This is a genomic window from Mycobacteriales bacterium (assembly GCA_035995165.1).
GTDB lineage: Bacteria > Actinomycetota > Actinomycetes > Mycobacteriales > CADCTP01 > CADCTP01.
In genome coordinates this window covers 20,731-40,600 of record DASYKU010000090.1, presented here as the reverse complement: position 1 = coordinate 40,600, position 19,870 = coordinate 20,731, and the positions used below count along the sequence as shown (strand labels likewise).

Sequence of the window (19,870 nt, the reverse complement as noted above, 5' to 3'; positions counted from 1 at the left end):
GCAGTCCTTCCGCGGGACACGACGGTGGCCGGATCGTCGTGTGTGGACGTACGCGGGAAACGCCGCGGCGGGCGGACCCCTCCCCTCGGGTCCGCCCGCCGCCGCGTCGCTAGTTCGCGGCCTTCAGCGCCGCGGAGCCGTTCTTCTGCAACGCGGTCAGCATCGCCTTCGGATCCGAGGACCCGTCGGACAGGCCGAGGATCTTCGAGTCGAAGTCCTTCTGCACCTGGTCGAAGCCCGGGATGCTGGTCGGGCCGGTCGCGTACGCCGCGCCGTCCACGAACGCCTTCTGGGCCGGGAACTGCTGCGCGAACTGCGCCTGCGCCGACTTCACCGACGGCATCACGCCGAACGCCTTGGCGAACGCGAGCTGCTGGTCGGTCGAGGTCAGGTACTTCACCAGGTCGATCGCCGCGGCCTGGTTCTTGCTCTTGGCCGCGATGCCCCAGCAGTTGGTGAACGACAGCGTCGCCTGCTGCGCGCCCTTCGGCAGCGGCACGACGGTGTACTTGAGCTTCGGGTAGTCGTTCACGACGCCGCCGACGAACCAGTTGCCCTCGATCGCCATGGCGGCCTTGTTCTTGCCCATGGCCTCGCCGCCCCAGCCGGTGTCGGTCTGCTTGGGGAACTTCAGCACGCCCTCGCGGGCCATCTTCTGCACGAACTGCAGCCCGCTCAGGTTCTGCGGCGAGTCCGCGGTGAACGCGGTCCCGTCGGTGTTCTCCAAGGAGCCGCCGCCCTGCCGCATGAACGCGTCGACCCGGTCGAGGGTGTCGCTCATGACCAGCCCGGTGACGCCGCCGGTGGTGAGCTTCTTGGCCACCGTCTGCAGCTGGTCCCAGGTGGTCGGGTAGTCGGCCGCGGTCAGACCGGCCTTCGTCCACATGTCGTTGTTGATCTCCAACGCCAGCGTGGAGAAGTCCTTCGGCACGCAGTAGACCTTGCCGTCGGAGGTGAAGGACTGCAGCAGGTTCGGGTAGAAGTCGTCCTTGTTCGGCATCTGGTCGCCGTACGCGGCCAGGGCGCCGCCCTTGACCAGCCCGGCGAACTTCGACGCGTCCACGTAGAAGACGTCCGGCGGGCTGCCGCCGGCCAGCGCCTGGGTCAGCTCCTGGGTCAGGTCCTTGGCCGGCGTCACGGTGACCGTGTTGCCGCCCTTCTGGCCCCAGGCGTTGCTGGCGTCGGTGACCGCCTTGGTCTCCGCGTCACCGGAGGAGCCGATGAGCATCGTGAGCTTGACGCCGGAGGTCGCTCCGCCGCCGGCCGCGTTGCCGCCGCTGTTGCCGTTGAAGCCGTTGTCGCCGCCACCGCAGGCCGCGGCCAGCATGAGGCCGACCCCGGCGACCAGCGCCAGGGGAGCCCGGGTCCGTCGGATCATCGTCGATCTCTCCTTACTCGGGGATTCAGCCGCGTCGGCAGGGGGACACCGCCGCGATCACTGCTGTCCCGCACCACGAGTGCGGGGTCGAGAAGCACTTGGGTCGGCGCGCTGCGGGTGCCGTGCAGGTGCTCGAGCAGCAGCTCGATCACCTGCTCCGCGACGGCCTCCAGCGGTTGCCGGACGCTGGTGAGCCCGGGCCGGACGACCGTCGCGAGTGGACTGTCGTCGAACCCGGTGACCGCGACCTGCGAACCGGGACGCAGGCCGCGGTCGTCCAGGGCGCGCATGGCGCCGAGCGCCATCACGTCGCTCACGCAGACCACCGCGGTCGGGGGCTGCGCGAGGTCCAGGAACCGGTCGGTCAGGGCGGCCCCGGAGGCCATCCCGTCCTCGCCCCGGCGGACCAGTCCGCGGGTGGACAGCCGGTGCCGCAGCGTGGCCCGGGTGAAGCCGGCGAACCGGTCGTCGCCGACGCCGCTGCCCTCGGGCCAGCCGACGAACGCGATCCGCCGGTGCCCGTGGGCGACCAGGTGCTCGACGACCGCGTCCATACCGGCCGCGCCGTCCACGTCCACCCAGGAGTGGCCGGTGTCCGACTCGCCCCAGGGCCGGCCGAACGCGACGAACGGCACGCCGCGGGCGGCCAGCCAGTCCGGGCGGGGATCGACGTTGTGGGTGCCGGAGATGACGTACGCGTCGACGGCGTGCCGGCGCAGCAGGTCGTCGACCACGTCCAGCTCGGCGTCGTCGGTCGGCGCGGCGAAGCTGAGCACGTCGTAGCCGCGGTCGCGGGCGGCGTCGCAGAGCGCGTGCAGGAAGCGGTCCAGGACGCCGCCGGTGCCCATCTGCAGCGAGGGCAGCAGCCGGCAGGCCAGCAGCCGGGTCGACTGGGTACGCAGGTTGCGGGCGGCCGTGTTGGGCCGGTAGCCGAGCTCGTTGATCGAGGCCAGCACCCGGGACAGCGTGTCCGGGCGGACCCGCTGCGGGGCGTTGAGCGCGTTCGACACGGTCTGCCGGGACACCTGGGCATGCCGCGCGACGGACTTGACCGTCGGTCGCGTTCCCGGTGCTCGTGCGGCTGCCATTGCCGACCCTGCTCCGCCGATGAAGGGTGCCGATGGATAGGTGCTGCGATCGTTCCCCGCGGTTGATCGTTCAAATCAGATTCGCCGACAGTCTGTCTGATGAACGATCAAATTGCTAGCCTGGGCCGGTGTCGGCAGTGGAGGTGGCCCCCCGGGACTCGGCCGTCCGCAGCGAGCAGCCCTATCTGCACGAGCTGGTCACCGTGGTCGCGGCCCCCGCGCTGGTGCTGTCCGAGCCGGACGGCCAGCTGACCGCGCCGGCGAGCGGGGTCTACCTCGCCGACCACCGGGTGCTGTCCCGGCTCGTGGTCACCGTGGACGGGCACGAGCCCGCGCCGGTCCGGGGCCAGTCGACGGACACCGCGACCGCCCGGTTCGTCGGCGTGGCCCGGCACCTCGGCGACGAGGGCCCCGACCCGACCGTGTTCGTGGAGCGGGACCGGACCGTCTCGCCGCACGGCGCGCGCGAGACGATCAGCCTCGTCTCCCGCGCCACCGAGCCGCTCACCTGCACGGTCACCGTCGAGCTCGACTCCGACCTGGCCGCCATGGACGACATCAAGGCCGGCCGGCCGAGCACGGCGCCGCCGATCCGGCCCGAGGTCGGCGAGCCCGGCACGGTCCGCTGGCCGGTCGGCGGCGACATCACCGTGATCGCCACGCTCGCGCCCGCGCCGGACGAGGTCCGGGTCGGGGCGCCGTCGCGGGTGCTGGCCGGCTGGGACGTGACGCTGGCGGCCCGCGGCCGCTGGTCGGTCACGCTGGAGGTCACCGCGACCGCGCCGGGCCGGCCGCCGATCGCGGCCCCGCCGACCCGGGAGCTCTGGCGGCCGCCGACCGTCACCGCGGGCGACCACCGGTTCCCGGCCCTGCTCGACCGGGCCGTCGCCGACCTGGCCGGCCTGCTCGCGGCCGACCCGGACGCGCCGGAGGACCACTACCTCACCGCGGGCGCGCCCTGGTACCTGACGCTGTTCGGCCGGGACTCGATCTGGGCCGCCCGGATGGCGCTGCCGCTGGGCACCGAGCTCGCCGCCGGGACGCTGCGGACGCTGGCCCGCCGGCAGGGCACCCGGCGTGACCCGGACACCGAGGAGGAGCCGGGCAAGATCCTGCACGAGGTCCGGACCGGGCCGGGCGGGATCGACCTCTACTTCGGGACCGTCGACGCGACCCCGCTGTGGATCTCGCTGCTGCACGACGCCTGGCGCTGGGGCCTGCCCGCGGCCGACGTCGAGGCGCTGCTGCCCAACCTGGAGGCGGCCCTGGGCTGGCTGCGGGCCTCGGCCGGCACCGGCTTCGTGAAGTACGCCGACAGCGGCGGCCGGCTGGCCAACCAGGGTTGGAAGGACTCCGGCAACTCGGTGCAGTACGCGGACGGCCGGCTCGCCCCGCCGCCGATCGCGCTCTGCGAGGTCCAGTCCTACTCGTACGAGGCGGCGCGGCAGGGGGCGGACCTGCTCGACGCGTTCGGCCGGGACGGGGGCGCGGGCTGGCGGGACTGGGCCGGTGCGCTGCGGGACCGGTTCCGGGACCGGTTCTGGGTCGAGGACCCGGCCGGGCGGTACCCGGCGATCGCGCTGGACGGCGACGGCCGTCCGGTCGACTCGATCACCTCCAACATCGGCCACCTGCTCGGCTCCGGGCTGCTGGCCGAGGACGAGACCGCGGCCGTGGTCGCCCGGCTGGCCGCGCCCGACCTGGACTGCGGCGTGGGCCTGCGGACGATGTCCTCGCGCTCGGCCGGGTTCAACCCGCTCAGCTACCACGGCGGGTCGGTCTGGGCCCACGACACCGCGATCGCGCTGCGCGGGCTGGCCGCGACCGGGACCGAGGCGGCCCGGGCCACCGCCGCGAGCTACGTGCACGGGCTGCTGGCGGCCGGGGCGGCGTTCGACTTCCGCCTCCCGGAGCTGTACGGCGGGGAGACCGCGGGCGGCGGCCGGCTCCCGCTGGCGTACCCGGCGGCGTGCCGGCCGCAGGCCTGGTCGGCCGCGGCGGCGCTGGTCGTGCTGACCGCGACGCTGGGGCTGGAGCCGGACGTGCCGGCCGGGCGGGTCACGCTGCGGCCGCTGCGCCCCTCCCCCGTCGGCGAGCTGACCGTCCGCGGCCTGCGCATCGCCGGCGAACCGCTCGACCTGCACCTGTCCGCCGACGGGACCGTCGAGATCCTCGCGGCCCCGGCCGGCGTCGAGATCACCCTGCCCTGACGCCGCCCGGCGTCAGGGCAGGCACGACGGTCGGACGCCGCCCGGCCTCGACACCACCCGGGCCCGAGCCCGGCCCAGCGCGTGCCCGGTCCCGGGCCCGGGGACAGGCGCGCCGCCCGGCGGGAAGCGGTGCGGGGCGGCTGCGAGGATCTGCCGGTGGGGATTCTGGGGACCGCACCGTGGCGCCGGGCTCCGGGACTGCTGCTGCGCCGGCCGGCGGTGCTGGCCGCGATCGCCGGGACCTGCGCGCTGCTCGCCATCGCGGCCGCGTCCGGGCCGCTGTTCCTGTCCTCGGCCGGCGCGGCCGCGCTGCAACGCCGGGTCGCCGCGCAGTGCCCGGAGGCCGACCGCCCGGCCGTGGTCGGCGAGCCCGGCCCGGCGACGAGTGCGTCCGTCCGGGCCGCGACCGTCGCCGCCGGCCTGCCCGCCCCGTACGAGGTGACGACCGACCAGATCCGCGCCCCCTTCGGCACCAACCCCGACCGCATGGACCTGACCCTGTACGCGCGGGCCGACGTCTTCGCGCACGTCCGCAAGATCCGCGGCGGCGGCGAGGGCCTCTGGGTCTCCGACCTCGACGCCCGGCGGTACGGCGTGAAGATCGGCGACAGGATCACCATCGGCCGGGTCAGCACCCCGGTCGCCGGCCTGTACGAGGACCTCGCCGGCCCCGGCTTCGGCGGCACGCTCCCGCCGTACTGGTGCACGTGGGAGCAGGCGATCGTGCCGACGCTGGAGAACCGGCCGCCGCCGTTCCTGCTCGCCGACACCCCGACGATGGCCCGGCTGACCGCGGCCTACCTGGCCGGGGACCGGAGGCTGTTCGCCGGCGGCATCGAGACCATCCGGTACGCCGACGTCGACACCGCCGACCTCACGCTGACCGAGGCCGACCGGGTGCTGGCCGGCCAGGCCGCGCTGGCGACCACGCTCGGCGACACGTTCGCCGTCCGCACCGGGTTGACCGACGACCTGCCGGCCGCCCGCGACACCCGCGACGGCGTCCGCGGCGCGATCACCCCGGTCGCGCTGGCCGGCGTGCTGGTCGCGATCCTGCTGGTCGGCGCGGCGGCCTCGTTCTGGGTGGACCAGCGGCGGGCCGAGCTGCGGCTGCTGGACGCCCGCGGCATCGGGCCGCCCGCGATCGCGGCCAAGGCCGGCCTGGAGATGGGCGGGCCGGCGCTGGCCGGGGCCGCGGCGGGCTGGGGCGCGGCGATCCTGCTGGTCCGCGCGGCCGGCCCGGCCCCGCGGCTGGAGCCGGGCGCCGGCTGGCATGCGCTGGAGGCCGTGCTGCCGGCGCTGGCCGGCGGTCTGGCCGCGCTCGCCGCGGTGGCCGCGCTGCGCTCGGCCGAGCGGTCCCGGCCCCGCTCGTTCCCGCCGATCCCCTGGGAGCTGGCGCTGCTCGCGCTGGCCGCCTGGGCGTACGTGTCGATGCGCCGCCGCGGGGCCGTGGTCACCGACGGCCTCGCGGTGGTCCGGGTCGATCCCCGGCTGGTCGCGTTCGGGTTGATCGGCACCGCCGGGGCGGTCCTGCTGCTGGCCCGGGTGCTGACCGCGCTGCTGCCCCGGCTGCGGCGCCGGACCGCGACCGCGTCCACCCCGCTGCACCTGGCCGTCCGGCGGCTGGCCGGGCTGCGGACGGCGACCGCGGCCGTGCTGGTGGCGACCGCGGTGCCGGTCGCGATCCTCGGCTACGCCGGCGCGATGACCCGCTCCACGGACGCCGACGTGATCGCCAAGGCCCGGACGTACGCGGGGACCGAGCACGCGCTGGTGCTCAACGCGACGCCGGCCCAGACGCTGCCGGTCGGCGATACCGGCACCCAGGTCAGCTTCGTCCGGGACGTCGGGACGGTGGCCGGCGCGGACACCGAGGTGCTCGGCATCGACCCGGCCACGTTCCTGCGCTTCGCGTACACCGATCCGTCGATCTTCGGCTCCGGCCTGCCCGGGCTGGTCGGGCGGCTCAGCGGGCCGGGCGTGCCGGCGCTGGCGATCCGGTGCACCGGCTGCGGCTCGCGGGTCCGGCTGACCTCCGGCCAGAGCACGCTGACGGCGACGGTGGTCGGCACCGCGGACCTGTTCCCCGGCATCCGGATCCGCGGCTCCGCGCTGCTGGTGGTGCCGCGGACGGCGCTGCAGGACCTCGATCCGTACTCGAACCGGGTCGAGGAGGTCTGGACCGACACCGCCCACCTCTCCGCCGCGGTCAGCACGCTGACGAAGGCCGGCCGGCCGCCGCTGCGCGAGGTCTCGCCGTCCCAGTTCCTCGGCGCGACCCAGCTGCTGCCGGTGACCTGGACGTTCGGCTACCTGCAGGCGCTGGCCGTGCTCATCGGGCTGATCGGGGTGGCCGGGCTGTTCCTCTACCTGTCCGCCCGGCAACGCTCGACCCTGATCTCCTACGTGCTGCTGCGCCGGATCGGGCTGACCCGGCGGGCCCACCTCGGCTCGCTGGCCGCCGAGCTGGCCGGCGTGCTCGCCGTCGGCTGGCTGCTCGGCGCCGGCTGCGCGATCGCCTTCGCCGCCGCCGTCCGCGGCCTGCTCGACGTGAACCCGCTCTACCCGCCGGGCGGCGTGCTGGTGGTGCCGCTGGCGCTGCTGGCGATCGGTGCCGGCGTCCTGCTGGTGGTCGCGCTCGCCGGGGCGCTGGAGACGCAGCGCGTCGCCGACGCGGCCGAGCCCGCCGCCCTGCTGCGCGGCGCGGACAGCTAGGTCTGTCCGCAGGGAGGCCTGTCAACAGACAGGTCCGTCCACAGACAGGTCTGTCTACAGGCGACGGTCGGCCAGGGCCGGGAACTCCTTGCGGGCGCGGACGGGCAGGTCGGTGTCGATCTCGGCGGTGAGCGTCCCCGGACCGGCGCCGGCCTCGGCCACGACCTCGCCCCAGGGGTCGACGACCGCGCTGCGCCCGGCCAGCTCGACGCCGCCCTGCCGGCCGGCCGCGTTGCAGGCCAGCAGGTAGCTCTGGTTCTCCAGGGCGCGGGACCGCAGCAGCAGCTGCCAGTGCGCGAGCCGGGACAGCGGCCAGGCCGCGGCGACCAGGAACAGCTGCGACCCGGCGTCGACCTGGGTCCGGAACAGCTCCGGGAAGCGCAGGTCGTAGCAGGTCGACAGCGCCACCGACCCGTACGCGCCGACCGCGTCTCCCGGGGTGAGCAGCTCCTGCTCGCGGGAGCCGTACCCGAACAGGTGCACCTTCCGGTACGTGTGCACCAGCGTCCCGGACGGGTCGAACAGCAGGCTGGTGTTGTGCAGGTGCCCGGCCTCGTCCCGCTCGACCATGCTGCCCGCGTGCAGCGTGACGCCGGCCGCCCGGGCCGCCGCGCCCATCGCGGTGACCAGCGGCCCGTCCAGCGGCTCGGCCGTCGCCGCATAGTCGTCGAAGGCGAAGTAGCCGGTCGCCCACAGCTCCGGCAGCAGCACCAGGTCGTCCCCGGCGCGGGCCGCGACCTGCTCGGCCACCCCGGCGACCCGGTCCGCCAGCGGCAGCGAGCCGTCGATCTCGGTCTGGATCAGCGTTACTCGCATGAAGCCTCCCGGCTCCGATCCTAAGGTGGGGCCATGCCGATCGACACCGCCGGACTGTGGGATGCCCTGGCCGGGACGGCCGCCGCCCACGGGCCCGGCCTGGTCGGCCTGGTCACCGAGCACGGGGTGCCGGTCTTCGAGGCGGGCACCGGCGTGGCCGACCTGGACACCGGCCGGCCGCCGACCGCGGACGACCGGTTCCGGATCGGCAGCATCACCAAGACGTACGTGTCCGCGCTGCTGGTCCAGCTGCTGCGGGAGGGCGCGTTCGCGCGCACCGACACGGTGGAGCGCTGGCTTCCGGGGCTCGTGCCGGACGGCGACACGATCACCGTCGACCTGCTGCTGCGGATGCGCTCGGGGCTGCCGGACTACGCCTGGCCGCTGCTCGGCCTGCCGCCGGACCTCGGCCGGGTCACCCGCTACTTCCGGCCCGAGGAACTGGTCGCGGTCGCGCTGGCCCAGCCGGACCGCAACCCCCCGGGCGAGTCGTTCCGCTACTGCAACACCGACTACGTGCTGCTCGGGCTGATCGTCGAGAAGGCGACCGGGACGCGGGTGGACGCGCTGCTGCACGAGCGGGTGCTGGCCCCGCTCCGGCTGCACGACACCACGTTCCCGATCGCCCAGACGCGGCTGCACGGCCCGCATGCCACCGGATACCAGCGGATGGAGGCGGCCGCGGCCTACCAGGCGATCCCGGCGGTCTCGCCGTCCGAGGGCTGGACCAGCGGCGCGATGACGGCGACGCCGCGGGACCTGGGCCGGTTCTTCGACGCCCTGCTGGACGGGCGGGTGGTGGACCCGGCGGACCTGGAGACGATGACCGCCCGCACCGAGCCGCTGGAGGACGGGATCTGGCGCGGCCTCGGGCTGGTCCGCTACGAGCGTCCGGACGGGACCGTCGCGTTCGGACACCACGGTGGGGTGCCGGGCTACACCACGATCGCGCTGCGGACCACCGGCGGCCGCACGGTCGTGCTGGCGCAGAACGGGATCGACCTGCACGACGTCCTCACCTCGGACAACCCGTTCGTCGCCGCGGCGCTCGCGGGCGGATGAGGGTGCACGTGCGGCGGCTGCCGTTCGCGGCCGACACCGCGGTGGCGTACCGGGAGCTGTTCGCGCCGGGCTTCTGGCTGGACAGCAGCCTGGCCGTGGACGGGCTGTCCCGGTTCTCCTTCCTCGGCGACGCGCGCGGGCCGCGGGCCGAGCGGATCACCTACCGGGTCGCGGACGGGACCGTCACCGTGGCCGGCCCGGACGGGGTCCGGCAGGAGACCCGGCCGTTCTTCGGCTGGCTGGACGAGCAACTGCGCCGGCGCCGGATCGCCCCGCCGCCGGGGCTGCCGTTCGAGTTCGCGCTCGGCTACGTCGGCTACCTCGGTTACGAGCTGAAGGCCGAGACCGGCGGGACGGCGGCGCACGCGGCGACGACACCCGACGCGGCGCTGGTGTTCGCCGACCGGATGCTGGCCATCGACCACCGGGACGGCGTGAGCTGGCTGCTGGCGCTGGAGGACGACGGCTGGATCGCCGGCACCGCGGCCCGGCTCCGGCCGGCCGAGACACTGTCCACACCGGACGGTCCTCCGCTGGTCGGGATGACCGACGTGCCGTTCCTGCGCCCACGGCACGACCGGCAGGCGTACCGGGCCCGGATCGAGGAGTGCCTGGAGCGGATCCGGGCCGGCGAGTCGTACGAGATCTGCCTGACCACCGAGGTCTCCGCGCCGGTGACCGTCGACCCGCTGCGCACGTACCAGGGCCTGCGCCGGATCAGCCCGGTCCCGTACGGGGCCCTGCTGGAGTTCCCCGGCCTGGCCGTGCTGTCGGCGTCGCCGGAGCGGTTCCTCTCGATCAGCGCGGACGGCGTGGCCGAGTCGCGGCCGATCAAGGGCACCCGCCCGCGCGGCGCCACCCCGGCCGAGGACGCGGCCCTGAAGGCGGACCTGCTCGGCCGGGAGAAGGACCGGGCCGAGAACGTCATGATCGTCGACCTGCTGCGCAACGACCTCAACCGGGTCTGCCGGGTCGGCTCCGTGCACGTGCCCCGGCTGTTCCAGGTCGAGACGTACGCGCCGGTGCACCAGCTGGTCTCGACCGTCCGCGGCAGGCTGCGGCCGGAGTTGTCCGCTGTGGACTGTGTCCGGGCCTGCTTCCCCGGCGGCTCGATGACCGGCGCGCCCAAGATCCGCACGATGGAGATCATCGACGAGCTCGAGGACGGCCCGCGCGGGGTCTACTCCGGCGCGCTGGGCTGGTTCTCCCTCACCGGCGCGGCCGATCTCAGCATCGTCATCCGCACCCTGGTCGCGGCCGGGGACACGGTCTCCTTCGGCGTCGGCGGCGCGGTCACCGCACTGTCCGATGTGGACGACGAGTACGCCGAGACCGTGGTCAAGTCGCGGGCAATGACGACGGCCCTGCTCAGCTCGATTCCCGCGGCACCAGCTTGGGTGGAAAGATCCGCGACGTGATCGGCGCGTCCGGATCGCCGATGCGGTCCAGCAAGGACAGTGTCAGCGCCTTGGCCATCTCCTCGACCGGCTGCCGGATCGTGCTCAGCGCCGGGCGGATCTGGGTGGCGGCGACCGAGTCGTCGAACCCGACCACGCCGACGTCCTCGGGTACCCGCAGCGCGTGCTCGCGCAGCACCGGCACCGCGTCCAGGGCCATCAGGTCGGAGGCGACGAACAGCCCGTCGAACCCGACCCCGCGCCCGAGCAGCTCCTCCATCGCCCGCGCGCCGCTGCCCCGGTCGAAGTCCCCGTACGCAACCAGCTCCGGCCCGTGCGGCAGGCCGTGCGCGGCCAGCGCCTGGGTCCAGCCGCGCAGCCGGTCCTGCCCGGCCGGCATGTCCTGCGGCCCGGCGATCGTGGCGATCCGCCGCCGGCCGCGCTCGACCAGGTGGTCGACGGCCAGCCCGGCGCCGGCCACGCTGTCCACGTCGACGTAGCTGATCGGCAGCGGGCTCAGCGGCCGGGCCGAGAGCACCGCCGGCAGCCGCTCGGCGACCAGGATCCGCGGCAGCGGGTCGGCCGCGTGGGTGGACACGAACAGCACGCCGTCGACGTGCCCGTGCCGCAGGTAGTCCAGCAGCTGCTCGCGGGCCCGCTGGTCCTCGGCCAGCATGAGCACCAGGTGGATGCCCAGCGGCCGCACCACCTCGGTCGCGCCGCGGACCATGCTGGCGAAGAACGGATCGGAGAAGATCCGGGCCTGATCCTCGGACACGACCAGCCCGATCGAGCCGGTGGCCCGGGTGACGAGGCTGCGCGCGGCCCGGTTGGGCTGGTAGCCGGTCCGTTCGATGGCCGAGCGCACGAGCTCCCGCGCCTTCGCGCTGACCCCCGGGGTGTCGTTGATGACCCGGGACACGGTCGACTTGGAGACCCCGGCGACGGCGGCGATCTCCTTGATCGTGGCCGGTGCGTCCGGGGGCCGCGTCATGGGCCCGTTATACCGCGCCCACCCCGCCGCCCGACCGGATGCCGGACTTCTCCCGATCCGCCGCCCTGCGTTGGAACCGTTCCCAGACGCCGCCGCGGCCATGAGCGCGACGATATCCGACAGGATGGCGTGATCACTGCTCCGATTGCGCCGTACGAGTGAGCCGTATTGACCCGCCGAAACATCCTGTTTACCGTACGCCTGGGAACGGTCCCAGTTATTCCCATACACGGGGGGAACTGAGGAGTAGGGAGCCCCGCATGCCGTCAGCCACGTCTCCACCCCGCCGCCGATGGCGGATCATCGCGGCCGGCGGGTTCGCCGCCGCTGCCGTCACCGCCATGGTGGTCGCGGTCCCCAGCCCCGCCGGCGCGGTTCCGGCCCCGCCGGCGGGCTACTCGCTCGTGTTCGGCGACGACTTCAACAGCGCCGCCGGCACCCAGCCCAGCACGGCCAACTGGCTCTACGACACCGGCTTCGGCTACCCCGGCGGCGCGACCAACTGGGGCACCGGCGAGGTCGAGCGGATGACCAGCGACCCGGCCAACGTGAGCATGGACGGCGCCGGCCACCTCGCGATCACCCCGCGCCGCGACGCCGCCGGCAACTGGACCTCGGCCCGGATCGAGACCCAGCGCACCGACTTCCAGCCGCCGGCCGGCGGGAAGCTGCGCATCGAGGCCTCCATCCAGCAGCCGAACGTCTCCGGCGCCGCGGCCGCGGGCTACTGGCCGGCGTTCTGGAGCATGGGCGCCCCGGCCCGCCCGGTCGGAGCGACCAACTGGCCGAGCATCGGCGAGATCGACATCATGGAGGACATCAACGGGCTCAGCTCGGTGTTCGGAACCCTCCACTGTGGACCGTCCATTCCGGGCACCTGCAACGAGACCACCGGCTTCGGCAGCGGGCAGGTCGCCTGCCCCGGCTGCCAGACCAGCTTCCACACGTACGGCGTGGAGTGGGACAAGAGCGTCACCCCGGAGACGCTGCGCTGGTACCGCGACGGCGCCGTCTACTTCTCGCTGAACAAGAACCAGGTCGACGCGGCGTCCTGGACCGCGGCCACCAACCACGGCTACTTCGTCATTCTCAACGTGGCCATGGGCGGCGGCTTCCCGGCCGCGTTCGGCGGCGGTCCCACCGCGGCCACCCAGCCCAACGTGCCCATGCTGGTCGACTACGTCGCGATCTACTCGGCCGGCGGCGGCACGGTCCCGCCGCCCACGAACCCGCCGCCGACCACCCCGCCGCCGACCACGCCGCCGCCGCCGGGCGGGACCGGCGCGTACGGCACGATCCAGGCGGAGTCGTCCAGCGCCCAGAGCGGCACCCAGCTCGAGGCCACCACGGACGTCGGCGGCGGCCAAAACATGGGCTTCATCGGCAACGGTGACTGGGCGCAGTACTCCAATGTGAACTTCAGCAGCACCGCCGCGCACCAGTTCGTCGCCCGAGTCGCATCCGGCGCGGCCGCCGGCGTCAGCGGGCTGATCGAAGTGCGGCTGGACAGCCGGGCCAACGCGCCGGTCGGCAGCTTCGCCGTCGGCAACACCGGCGGCTGGCAGAGCTGGCGCAGCGTCCCGGCGAACATCACGGCCGTCACCGGGGTGCACACGGTCTTCCTGACCTTCACCAGCGGGCAGCCGGCCGACTTCGTGAACGTCAACTGGTTCACCTTCGGGCACTGAGCACGGAAGGCCCGGTACCACCGGGCCGGGGGCGCGAGCCAGCGCGGCAGCGGGCCGCCCCCGGCCCGGATCGGCCTGTTTCCCGCCATCTCCGGGCCCAACGTTGCCGATTCGGTCTTGGTGCGGCAAGATCTTGCGGCACACGGATGCGGCTGACACTGACGCCATTCCGAATGGAATGCCCTCAGGTTCACCCGATCGGGCCGTTCTCCTGCCTCTAAGCCGCAATGTGGTGACGACGAGGTCACAGCGGCCTACTGTGCGCCTTCGTGGAATCACTGCAGGAAAGCGGCCCGGACAGACAGACCGAGGACGAGATCCTCGACTCGCCTGCCTTTCGCGTCGGCCGTTGGGTACTCGGCGGTCTGGCCGCGGTCTACGCGCTGAGCACGCTCCTGCCGAAGAGCTCCGAGCCTGCCTGGGTCGACACCTGGTTCTACGGGGTCGTGATCATGGCGGTCACCCTGGCCGGGTTGATCCGGCCCCTGGTCGTCAAGCGGGACCGGCTGCCCTGGCTGCTGCTCTCACTGGCCACGATCGCCTGGGCGGTCGGCGACCAGTACTGGTCGATCATGTTCTCCGATGCCGACAGCATCCCGGTGCCCTCCCCCGCGGACGTCGGCTACCTCGGCCTCTACCCGCTCGCGTACGTCGGGTTGATCCTGCTGGCCCGCGCGGTCCTGCAGCGTGTCCCCGCGTCCGTGCTGCTGGACGGCCTGGTCACCTCGCTCGCCGTCGGCGCGCTGTTCTCCGCGTTCACGGTCAAGCAGATCATCTCCGGGGTCGACGGCTCGACCGCCGCGGTGATCACCAACCTGTCGTACCCGGTGGGTGACCTGATCCTCATCGTGGTCGCGGTCGCGACGCTGTCGATGGTCCGCTGGCGGGCCGAGCCGGTCTGGTGGCTGCTGGTCGCCGGGTTCGGGCTGTTCGCGATCGCGGACACGGCCTACCTGCTCGGCTCCAACACCTGGTACACCGACGGCTCCTGGGTCGACGGCACCTGGATGGTCGGCATCGCGCTGGTGCCGCTGGCCGGCTCGCTGCGCCGCCGGGCCGCCCCGGCCGCCATCGGCGGGTTCGCCGCGCTGCTGGTGCCGATCCTGTTCTCGCTGGCCGCGCTCGTCGTGCTGGTGGTCAGCGCGTTCGTCGACCTGCACCCGATCACGGTCATCCTGGCCGCGGCCTGCCTGCTCGCCGCCGGCGGCCGGACCGCGCTGACGTTCGAGCAGACCCGGGCGCTGGCCCGCAGCCGGACCGAGGCCCGGACCGACGAGCTGACCACCGTCGGTAACCGGCGGGTGCTGGACGACGAGCTGCCCGCGCTGGCCGCGGGCGCCGTCGCCGGCCGGCCGCTGCTGGTGAGCATCGTGAGCATCCGGCACCTCTCGGAGATCAACGAGACCCTCGGCTACGAGTACGGCGACGGGCTGCTGGGCGCGCTGGGCGGCCGGCTCCGCGAGCAGGTCGGCGACCGGGCCGTGCCGGCCCGCCTCGGCGGGGCCGAGATCGCGCTGCTGCAGCCGTTCGACGGGCACCTGGCCCGGGCCGAGCAGTCGGTCCGCGACCTGCTCGCGGCCGTCGCCACCCCGGTCCGGCTCTCCGGCGTCGAGGTCGAGATCGAGCTGTCCGCGGGCCTGGCCGCGAGCCCCATGCACGCCACCGACAGCCGCGACCTGCTGCGCTGCGCCGGCGACGCGCTGCGGCGGGCCAAGGCGACCGAGTCCGAGGTCGAGGTCTACGACCCGGCCCAGGACATCGGCCGCGACTTCGGCCCGCGACTGCTGCCCGAGCTGATCAACGCGCTGGAGACCAACCGGATCGTGGCCTGGTACCAGCCCAAGGTCGACCTGGCCAGCGGGGCCGCGGTCGAGCTGGAAGCCCAGCTGCGCTGGGTGCACCCGGAACACGGCGTGCTGGACGCGGCCACCCTGCGGCCGCTGGCCGCCCGGGCCGGCCTCACCCGGCGGCTGACCAGGGTCATGCTCACCGAGGCCGTCCGGCGCTGCGCCTGGTGGCAGGCCGCCGGCGTGCAGCTCGGCGTCTCCGTCGATCTCACCACCGCCGACGTGCTCGACAGCCGGCTGCCGTACGAGCTGGCCCGGCTGGTCAGCGAGGCGGGCGTGCCGCCGGCCTCGATCCAGCTGGAGCTGGCCGAGGACCTGCTGCTGGTCGACCCGGGCCGGACCCGCCGGGCGCTGAACCAGTTCCGGACCCTGGGCGTCCGGCTGGCGCTGGACCACTACGGCCGGTCCGCGCCGTCGCTGACCCGGCTGCGCACGATGCCGGTGCAGGAGCTCAAGCTGGACCGCTCGTTCGTGGCCTCGGTGCTGCAGAGCGGGCCGGACGAGGCCGTCGTCCGGTCCACCATCAGCCTGGCCCAGTCGCTCGGCATCCGGGCCGTCGCCGACGGCGTGGACACCAACGACCTGCTCGGCCGCGTCCGGTCCTACGGGGTGCGGGCCGTGCAGGGGGCCGCAATCGGCGACCCCATGTCGCCGACCGTGCTGGCCGAGTGGCTCGGCACCGGGACACCGGAGATCGATCCGGTGCGGACGCCCGCGCCAGCGCCGACCGGATGACGGCCGTCGCGAACCAACCGGTTCGCGCGGTGACACGGGGCGTCGGGGAGGAGACCCGTGCTGCCGCCGCGCGGTCAGGACCGGTGCCGAAGACCACCCCGCTGACGCTGCCGGCCGGCATCGCCCTGGATGCCGGCGCCCAACGCGGCTGGAGTCCCGTCCCGCCGGCGCCGTCCCGGTTCCCCGGCTGGGGCTGGGCGGTCGACCGGGCCGGGCGCGGCTGGACGACGGCGGGTGCGCCGTCGATCCGCCGGCCGGCCCGGCTGGCGGTGGTGGTCCGGGACAAGCTGCGCGAGTGGGGCCGGCGCTACCTGCTGGCCGAGATCGTCGGGACGATCGCCGCGCTCAGCGCCGCGCTCACCGTGCACGCGGCCACCGGGTCGCTGGCCTCGGCCGCGCTGGCCGGGTCGGTGGCCGAGAGCATCGCGTACTACAGCGTGGTGCTGCGGCGGACGCTGCCGGAGCTGTTCGCCCGGCACGCCGGCCACCGGCCCGTACGGCGGCTGTTGCGGACCGGGCGCGACCTCGTCACCGAGGTCTCCGACTTCCTGGCGGCCGAGCTGGCCGACACGCTGCTGGTCCGGCCCGGGTTGATCTACCTCGCCGCCGGCTGGGCCGGGTCCGGCGTGGTCTGGGGCCTGCTGATCGGCAAGCTGCTGGCCGACGTGGGCTTCTACGCCGTCGTCATTCCCTCGTACGAACTGCGGAAGAGGCTGATCAAGCGATGACCGACCCGTTGGCCGCCGACCGACTGGCCCGGCTGCCCGGGCCGACCCCGTTCCTGGTCGTGGACCTGGACCGGGTGGCAGCCGCCTACCTGGGCTTCACCGCCGCCCTGCCGGGCGTGGACGTGCACTACGCGATGAAGTGCAACCCGGACGAGCGGATCCTGGAACGGCTGCACGGTCTGGGCGGCCGGTTCGAGATCGCCTCGGTGGCCGAGCTGCGGACGCTGGTCGAGATCGGCGTCGACCCGGCCGACGTGCTTTACAGCAACCCGGTCAAGCCGGCCTCCCACATCGCCGAGGCCTGGGCGGCCGGGGTCCGCCGGTTCGCCTTCGACGGCCGGGCCGAGCTGGCCAAGCTGGCCGCGCACGCCCCCGGCGCCTGCGTCTACGCCCGGCTGCGGACGTTGCTGGGCGGCAACACGGTGCCGAGCGAGGGCAAGTTCGGGGTCGACTCGGCCCAGGCGGTCGCGCTGCTGCGGGCGGCCCGGGACGCGGGCCTCCGGCCGTACGGGCTGGCCTTCCACGTCGGCTCCCAGATGCTCGCCCCCGCGGCCTGGGACGCCGCCCTCCGGCAGGCCGGGACGGTGCTGACCGAGCTGGCCGCGGAGGGGATCCGGCTGGAGCTGCTCGACCTCGGCGGCGGCTTCCCGGCGCGGTACGCGGACGCCGAGCCGCCGCCGCTGGCCGACTTCGCCGCCGTCATCAGTACCGGGATCGCGCGGTACCTGCCGTACCGGCCGCCGGTGCTGGCGATCGAGCCCGGCCGGGCGCTCGCGGCCGAGGCCGGGGTCATGGTCGCGACCGTGATCGGGCTGGCCGAGCGGGCCGGCCGGCGCTGGGTGCACCTGGACGTCGGCGCGTTCAACGGGTTCATGGAGGCTCTGGAGAGCGGCAACCAGCTGCGCTTCCCGGTCACCGACTCGCGCGGCTCGGCCGACCGGGAGCCGGCCCACCTGACCGGGCCGACCTGCGACAGCCAGGACACGATCATGTTCGACGTGCCGCTGTCGGTGGACCTCGAGGTCGAGGACCGGGTCTTCCTCGGGACCGCGGGCGCGTACACGACCAGCTACGCGAGCGACTTCAACGGCTTCCCGGTGCCCCGGACGTACACGTCGGTGCTGGTCGACGCCTGAGCGGCTAGCGCCAGCTGACGATCCGGACGGTCGAGCCCTCCGGGGTGGAGCGGACCTGGACCAGGTCGCAGATCTGGTTGGCCAGCCAGAGGCCGCGCGCGTCGGGCTCGGCCCCGCGCGGGCGGACCCGCCCGGCCATCGGGTCGTCGACCGGGTCCGGGTCGCGGATCTCGCAGATCAACGCGCTCGGCTCGGCCCAGACCCGCAGCGTGCAGCCCGGGACCGCGGCCGCCGTGGTCTCCCGCACGGCCAGCGACAAGGCCCAGGTCCGCTCGGCGTTGAGCCCGGCCGCGCCGGCGTGCTTGCCGATCAGCGCGGCGATCTCGGTCGGGCCGGCCGGCAGCGCGATCCCGTCGGTGCCCGGCTCGGGCTCGAGCAGGCCGGCCGCGAACAGGTCCTCGACGTGCTGCATCCCGCCGTACGTCCGGGAGCCCTTGAGCGAGTCCGAGTCGACCAGGATCGGATGGCTGCGGGCGGCCTCGGCCAGCTCGTCGTCGGTCAGCGCGCAGACGTCGTACGGACAGCGCAGCCACATCGGGGTGTCCGGGTCGACGGCCACGTTGAGCAGCGCCTCGTGCAGCTGGGCCTCGACGATCTCGGTCGGCCGGCGGCCACTCCAGATCGGCTCGCCGATGCCGCGCACCGGCCGGCTGTCCCGGCAGAAGTCGTCCAGGAACTTGCGCCAGCCCGGGATGATCCGGGCCGGGTTGTGCCCGAGCTCGACCATGTCCACGAAGATCACGCTCGCGCCGTCGGAGCCGAGCGCGTCCCGCAGCGGCGGCAGCTTGTCCCCGCGGACGGCAACCATGACGGGCTGGTCCGCGGCGAGACCGTCGCGCACGAAGGGCACGAGGCCCGCGAGGAAGTCGTCCTCGCCTCCGTAGAAGAAGGCCTCATGCCGGTACGAGCTGTGCTGCCTGATGCTGGTCATCACCCGTCCGGAGGGGTCGGTGGGCGTGCGGCAGCCATGCTACGACACCCCGGGGGCTTTCGTGGTGGACGGGTTTCCGCCCACCACTATCCCTTGGGTGTCAGTTGTCCGGGTAGCGGGACGGCGGAAAGTCGGGACGCTCGCCGCCGCTGGACAGCAGACCCTTCTCGGTCTCCACGTCGATCTCGGCCCGCTCGTCCTGATACTGCTCGGTTTCGGTGATGTCGACCGGCACCGGGTCGTCGGTCGCGGCCGGCACGTCGCCGGGGTCGTAGGCGTCGATGCCCGCGTCCACCCGCTCCTGCTCGGTCCGCTCGGCGAGCGCGTCGTCGTCGAGCCGTTCCGGGGCGCCGCCGTGCTCGCGCCGGTCCCGCCGGACCTCCGGCGGGCCGGGGGCCGACATCACGTCCTCCCGCACGTCCTCACCGCTGCGCAGGTCGTCCTCCCGAGCCATCAGAAACCTCCGAAGTCACCGCCGCCGAAGTCACCTCCGCCGAAGTCGCTACCGCCTCCGTCGAAGCCTCCGGCGTCACCGTAGCCGCCGCTGTCGCCGGCGGCATCACCGCCGCCGCCTCCGCTGTCACTTCCGCCGTCACCTCCGCCGTCGGCGGATGCATCCGTGCCTTCCCCGCTGTCGTTGAAGTCGAACATCGCGTCCGCGATCGCCGTACCGATGAATGCTCCGGCTACGCTGGCCAGCAGGCCACCGGCGATCAGACCGCCCATGCCGATGCCGCCGGCCCGGCCGCCGCCGCCGAGCACCCGCTCCATCGTGCCGGGCTGGCGCATCTCGGCCCGGGTCGCCATCCGGGCCAGCGACCGCGGGTCGTCGGACTGGGCCCGCTCCCCCGGCGGGACCTCGGCCGACAGCTCGGCCAGGACCTGCTGCCGCTGCTGCGGGGTCAGCTTCTCGAACGCCTCGGCGTGCGCCTGCTCGACCTGCTCCGGCGGGGCGGTGCGCAGCATGTAGCGGTAGCGCTCGATCGCGCGCTCGTCGTCGGTCTGCGCCGGCTCGGCCTGGGGCCCGGGCGCGTTCCAAGCCTGCCGCGGTCGTTCCTCGCGGCCGAGCAGGCGGTCCAGGAGTCCCACGTCGTGTCATCTCCTCATGTCGGGGTCATCTGACCAACGTAGGAGGCAGCCTTGGG

Annotated in this window: 14 protein-coding genes and 1 pseudogene; 8 read left to right on the top strand and 7 right to left on the bottom strand. The window is 74.1% G+C overall.

The window, feature by feature from the left end; translation table 11 throughout:
- Positions 1-109: 109 nt before the first annotated feature.
- Positions 110-1,378 carry an extracellular solute-binding protein gene (locus VGP36_14725; GenBank protein ID HEV7655967.1) on the bottom strand — a complete coding sequence of 423 codons (1,269 nt, stop codon included), beginning with the start codon at positions 1,376-1,378 and terminating at the stop codon, positions 110-112.
- Complete coding sequence (locus VGP36_14720) at positions 1,375-2,466, bottom strand: LacI family DNA-binding transcriptional regulator (GenBank protein HEV7655966.1); 1,092 nt, start codon at positions 2,464-2,466, stop codon at positions 1,375-1,377. Before VGP36_14720 ends, VGP36_14725 begins: the two co-directional genes overlap by 4 nt.
- Positions 2,467-2,594: 128 nt before the next feature.
- Between VGP36_14720 and VGP36_14715 the strand changes: the two genes are divergently transcribed.
- Positions 2,595-4,676, top strand: coding sequence for a glycogen debranching N-terminal domain-containing protein (locus VGP36_14715; protein ID HEV7655965.1), 2,082 nt, complete (start codon positions 2,595-2,597; stop codon positions 4,674-4,676).
- Positions 4,677-4,832: 156 nt separating this feature from the next.
- Complete coding sequence (locus VGP36_14710; GenBank protein ID HEV7655964.1) at positions 4,833-7,391, top strand: hypothetical protein; 2,559 nt, start codon at positions 4,833-4,835, stop codon at positions 7,389-7,391.
- A gap of 54 nt (positions 7,392-7,445) precedes the next feature.
- Here VGP36_14710 and VGP36_14705 read toward each other — a convergent pair whose 3' ends face one another.
- Positions 7,446-8,207 carry a carbon-nitrogen family hydrolase gene (locus VGP36_14705; GenBank protein ID HEV7655963.1) on the bottom strand — a complete coding sequence of 254 codons (762 nt, stop codon included), beginning with the start codon at positions 8,205-8,207 and terminating at the stop codon, positions 7,446-7,448.
- A gap of 33 nt (positions 8,208-8,240) precedes the next feature.
- On the opposite strand from VGP36_14705, the gene VGP36_14700 reads away from it, so the two are divergent.
- Together VGP36_14700 and pabB are read left to right on the top strand one after the other, a co-directional pair.
- The gene (locus VGP36_14700) at positions 8,241-9,269 is read left to right on the top strand and encodes a serine hydrolase domain-containing protein (protein HEV7655962.1); all 1,029 of its coding nucleotides are present in this window, start codon (positions 8,241-8,243) and stop codon (positions 9,267-9,269) included.
- Between the two features lie 56 nt (positions 9,270-9,325).
- Positions 9,326-10,687: pseudogene (pabB, locus tag VGP36_14695) on the top strand (aminodeoxychorismate synthase component I).
- Here pabB and VGP36_14690 read toward each other — a convergent pair.
- Positions 10,638-11,660 (bottom strand): LacI family DNA-binding transcriptional regulator, encoded by a 1,023-nt coding sequence (locus VGP36_14690; GenBank protein ID HEV7655961.1) that lies wholly within the window; start codon positions 11,658-11,660, stop codon positions 10,638-10,640. The pseudogene pabB and the gene VGP36_14690 overlap by 50 nt on opposite strands.
- Positions 11,661-11,920: 260 nt before the next feature.
- Here VGP36_14690 and VGP36_14685 point away from each other — a divergent pair, with 260 nt between their 5' ends.
- From VGP36_14685 to VGP36_14670, 4 genes are all read left to right on the top strand, one after another.
- Positions 11,921-13,348, top strand: coding sequence for a glycoside hydrolase family 16 protein (locus VGP36_14685; GenBank protein HEV7655960.1), 1,428 nt, complete (start codon positions 11,921-11,923; stop codon positions 13,346-13,348).
- Positions 13,349-13,617: 269 nt separating this feature from the next.
- Positions 13,618-15,930, top strand: a complete 2,313-nt coding sequence (locus tag VGP36_14680) for an EAL domain-containing protein (GenBank protein HEV7655959.1) — start codon at positions 13,618-13,620, stop codon at positions 15,928-15,930.
- A gap of 83 nt (positions 15,931-16,013) precedes the next feature.
- On the top strand, positions 16,014-16,658 hold the full coding sequence (locus tag VGP36_14675) for a hypothetical protein (GenBank protein ID HEV7655958.1): 645 nt from the start codon (positions 16,014-16,016) through the stop codon (positions 16,656-16,658).
- Positions 16,655-17,794, top strand: coding sequence for a type III PLP-dependent enzyme (locus VGP36_14670; protein HEV7655957.1), 1,140 nt, complete (start codon positions 16,655-16,657; stop codon positions 17,792-17,794). Before VGP36_14675 ends, VGP36_14670 begins: the two co-directional genes overlap by 4 nt.
- A gap of 4 nt (positions 17,795-17,798) precedes the next feature.
- Here VGP36_14670 and VGP36_14665 read toward each other — a convergent pair whose 3' ends face one another.
- From VGP36_14665 to VGP36_14655, 3 genes are all read right to left on the bottom strand, one after another.
- Positions 17,799-18,725 (bottom strand): anti-sigma factor RsbA family regulatory protein, encoded by a 927-nt coding sequence (locus VGP36_14665; GenBank protein ID HEV7655956.1) that lies wholly within the window; start codon positions 18,723-18,725, stop codon positions 17,799-17,801.
- Positions 18,726-18,825: 100 nt separating this feature from the next.
- Positions 18,826-19,179, bottom strand: a complete 354-nt coding sequence (locus VGP36_14660) for a hypothetical protein (GenBank protein HEV7655955.1) — start codon at positions 19,177-19,179, stop codon at positions 18,826-18,828.
- Positions 19,179-19,814 carry a hypothetical protein gene (locus VGP36_14655; GenBank protein ID HEV7655954.1) on the bottom strand — a complete coding sequence of 212 codons (636 nt, stop codon included), beginning with the start codon at positions 19,812-19,814 and terminating at the stop codon, positions 19,179-19,181. The genes VGP36_14660 and VGP36_14655 overlap by 1 nt, the downstream gene beginning before the upstream one ends.
- Between the last annotated feature and the right edge of the window lie 56 nt (positions 19,815-19,870).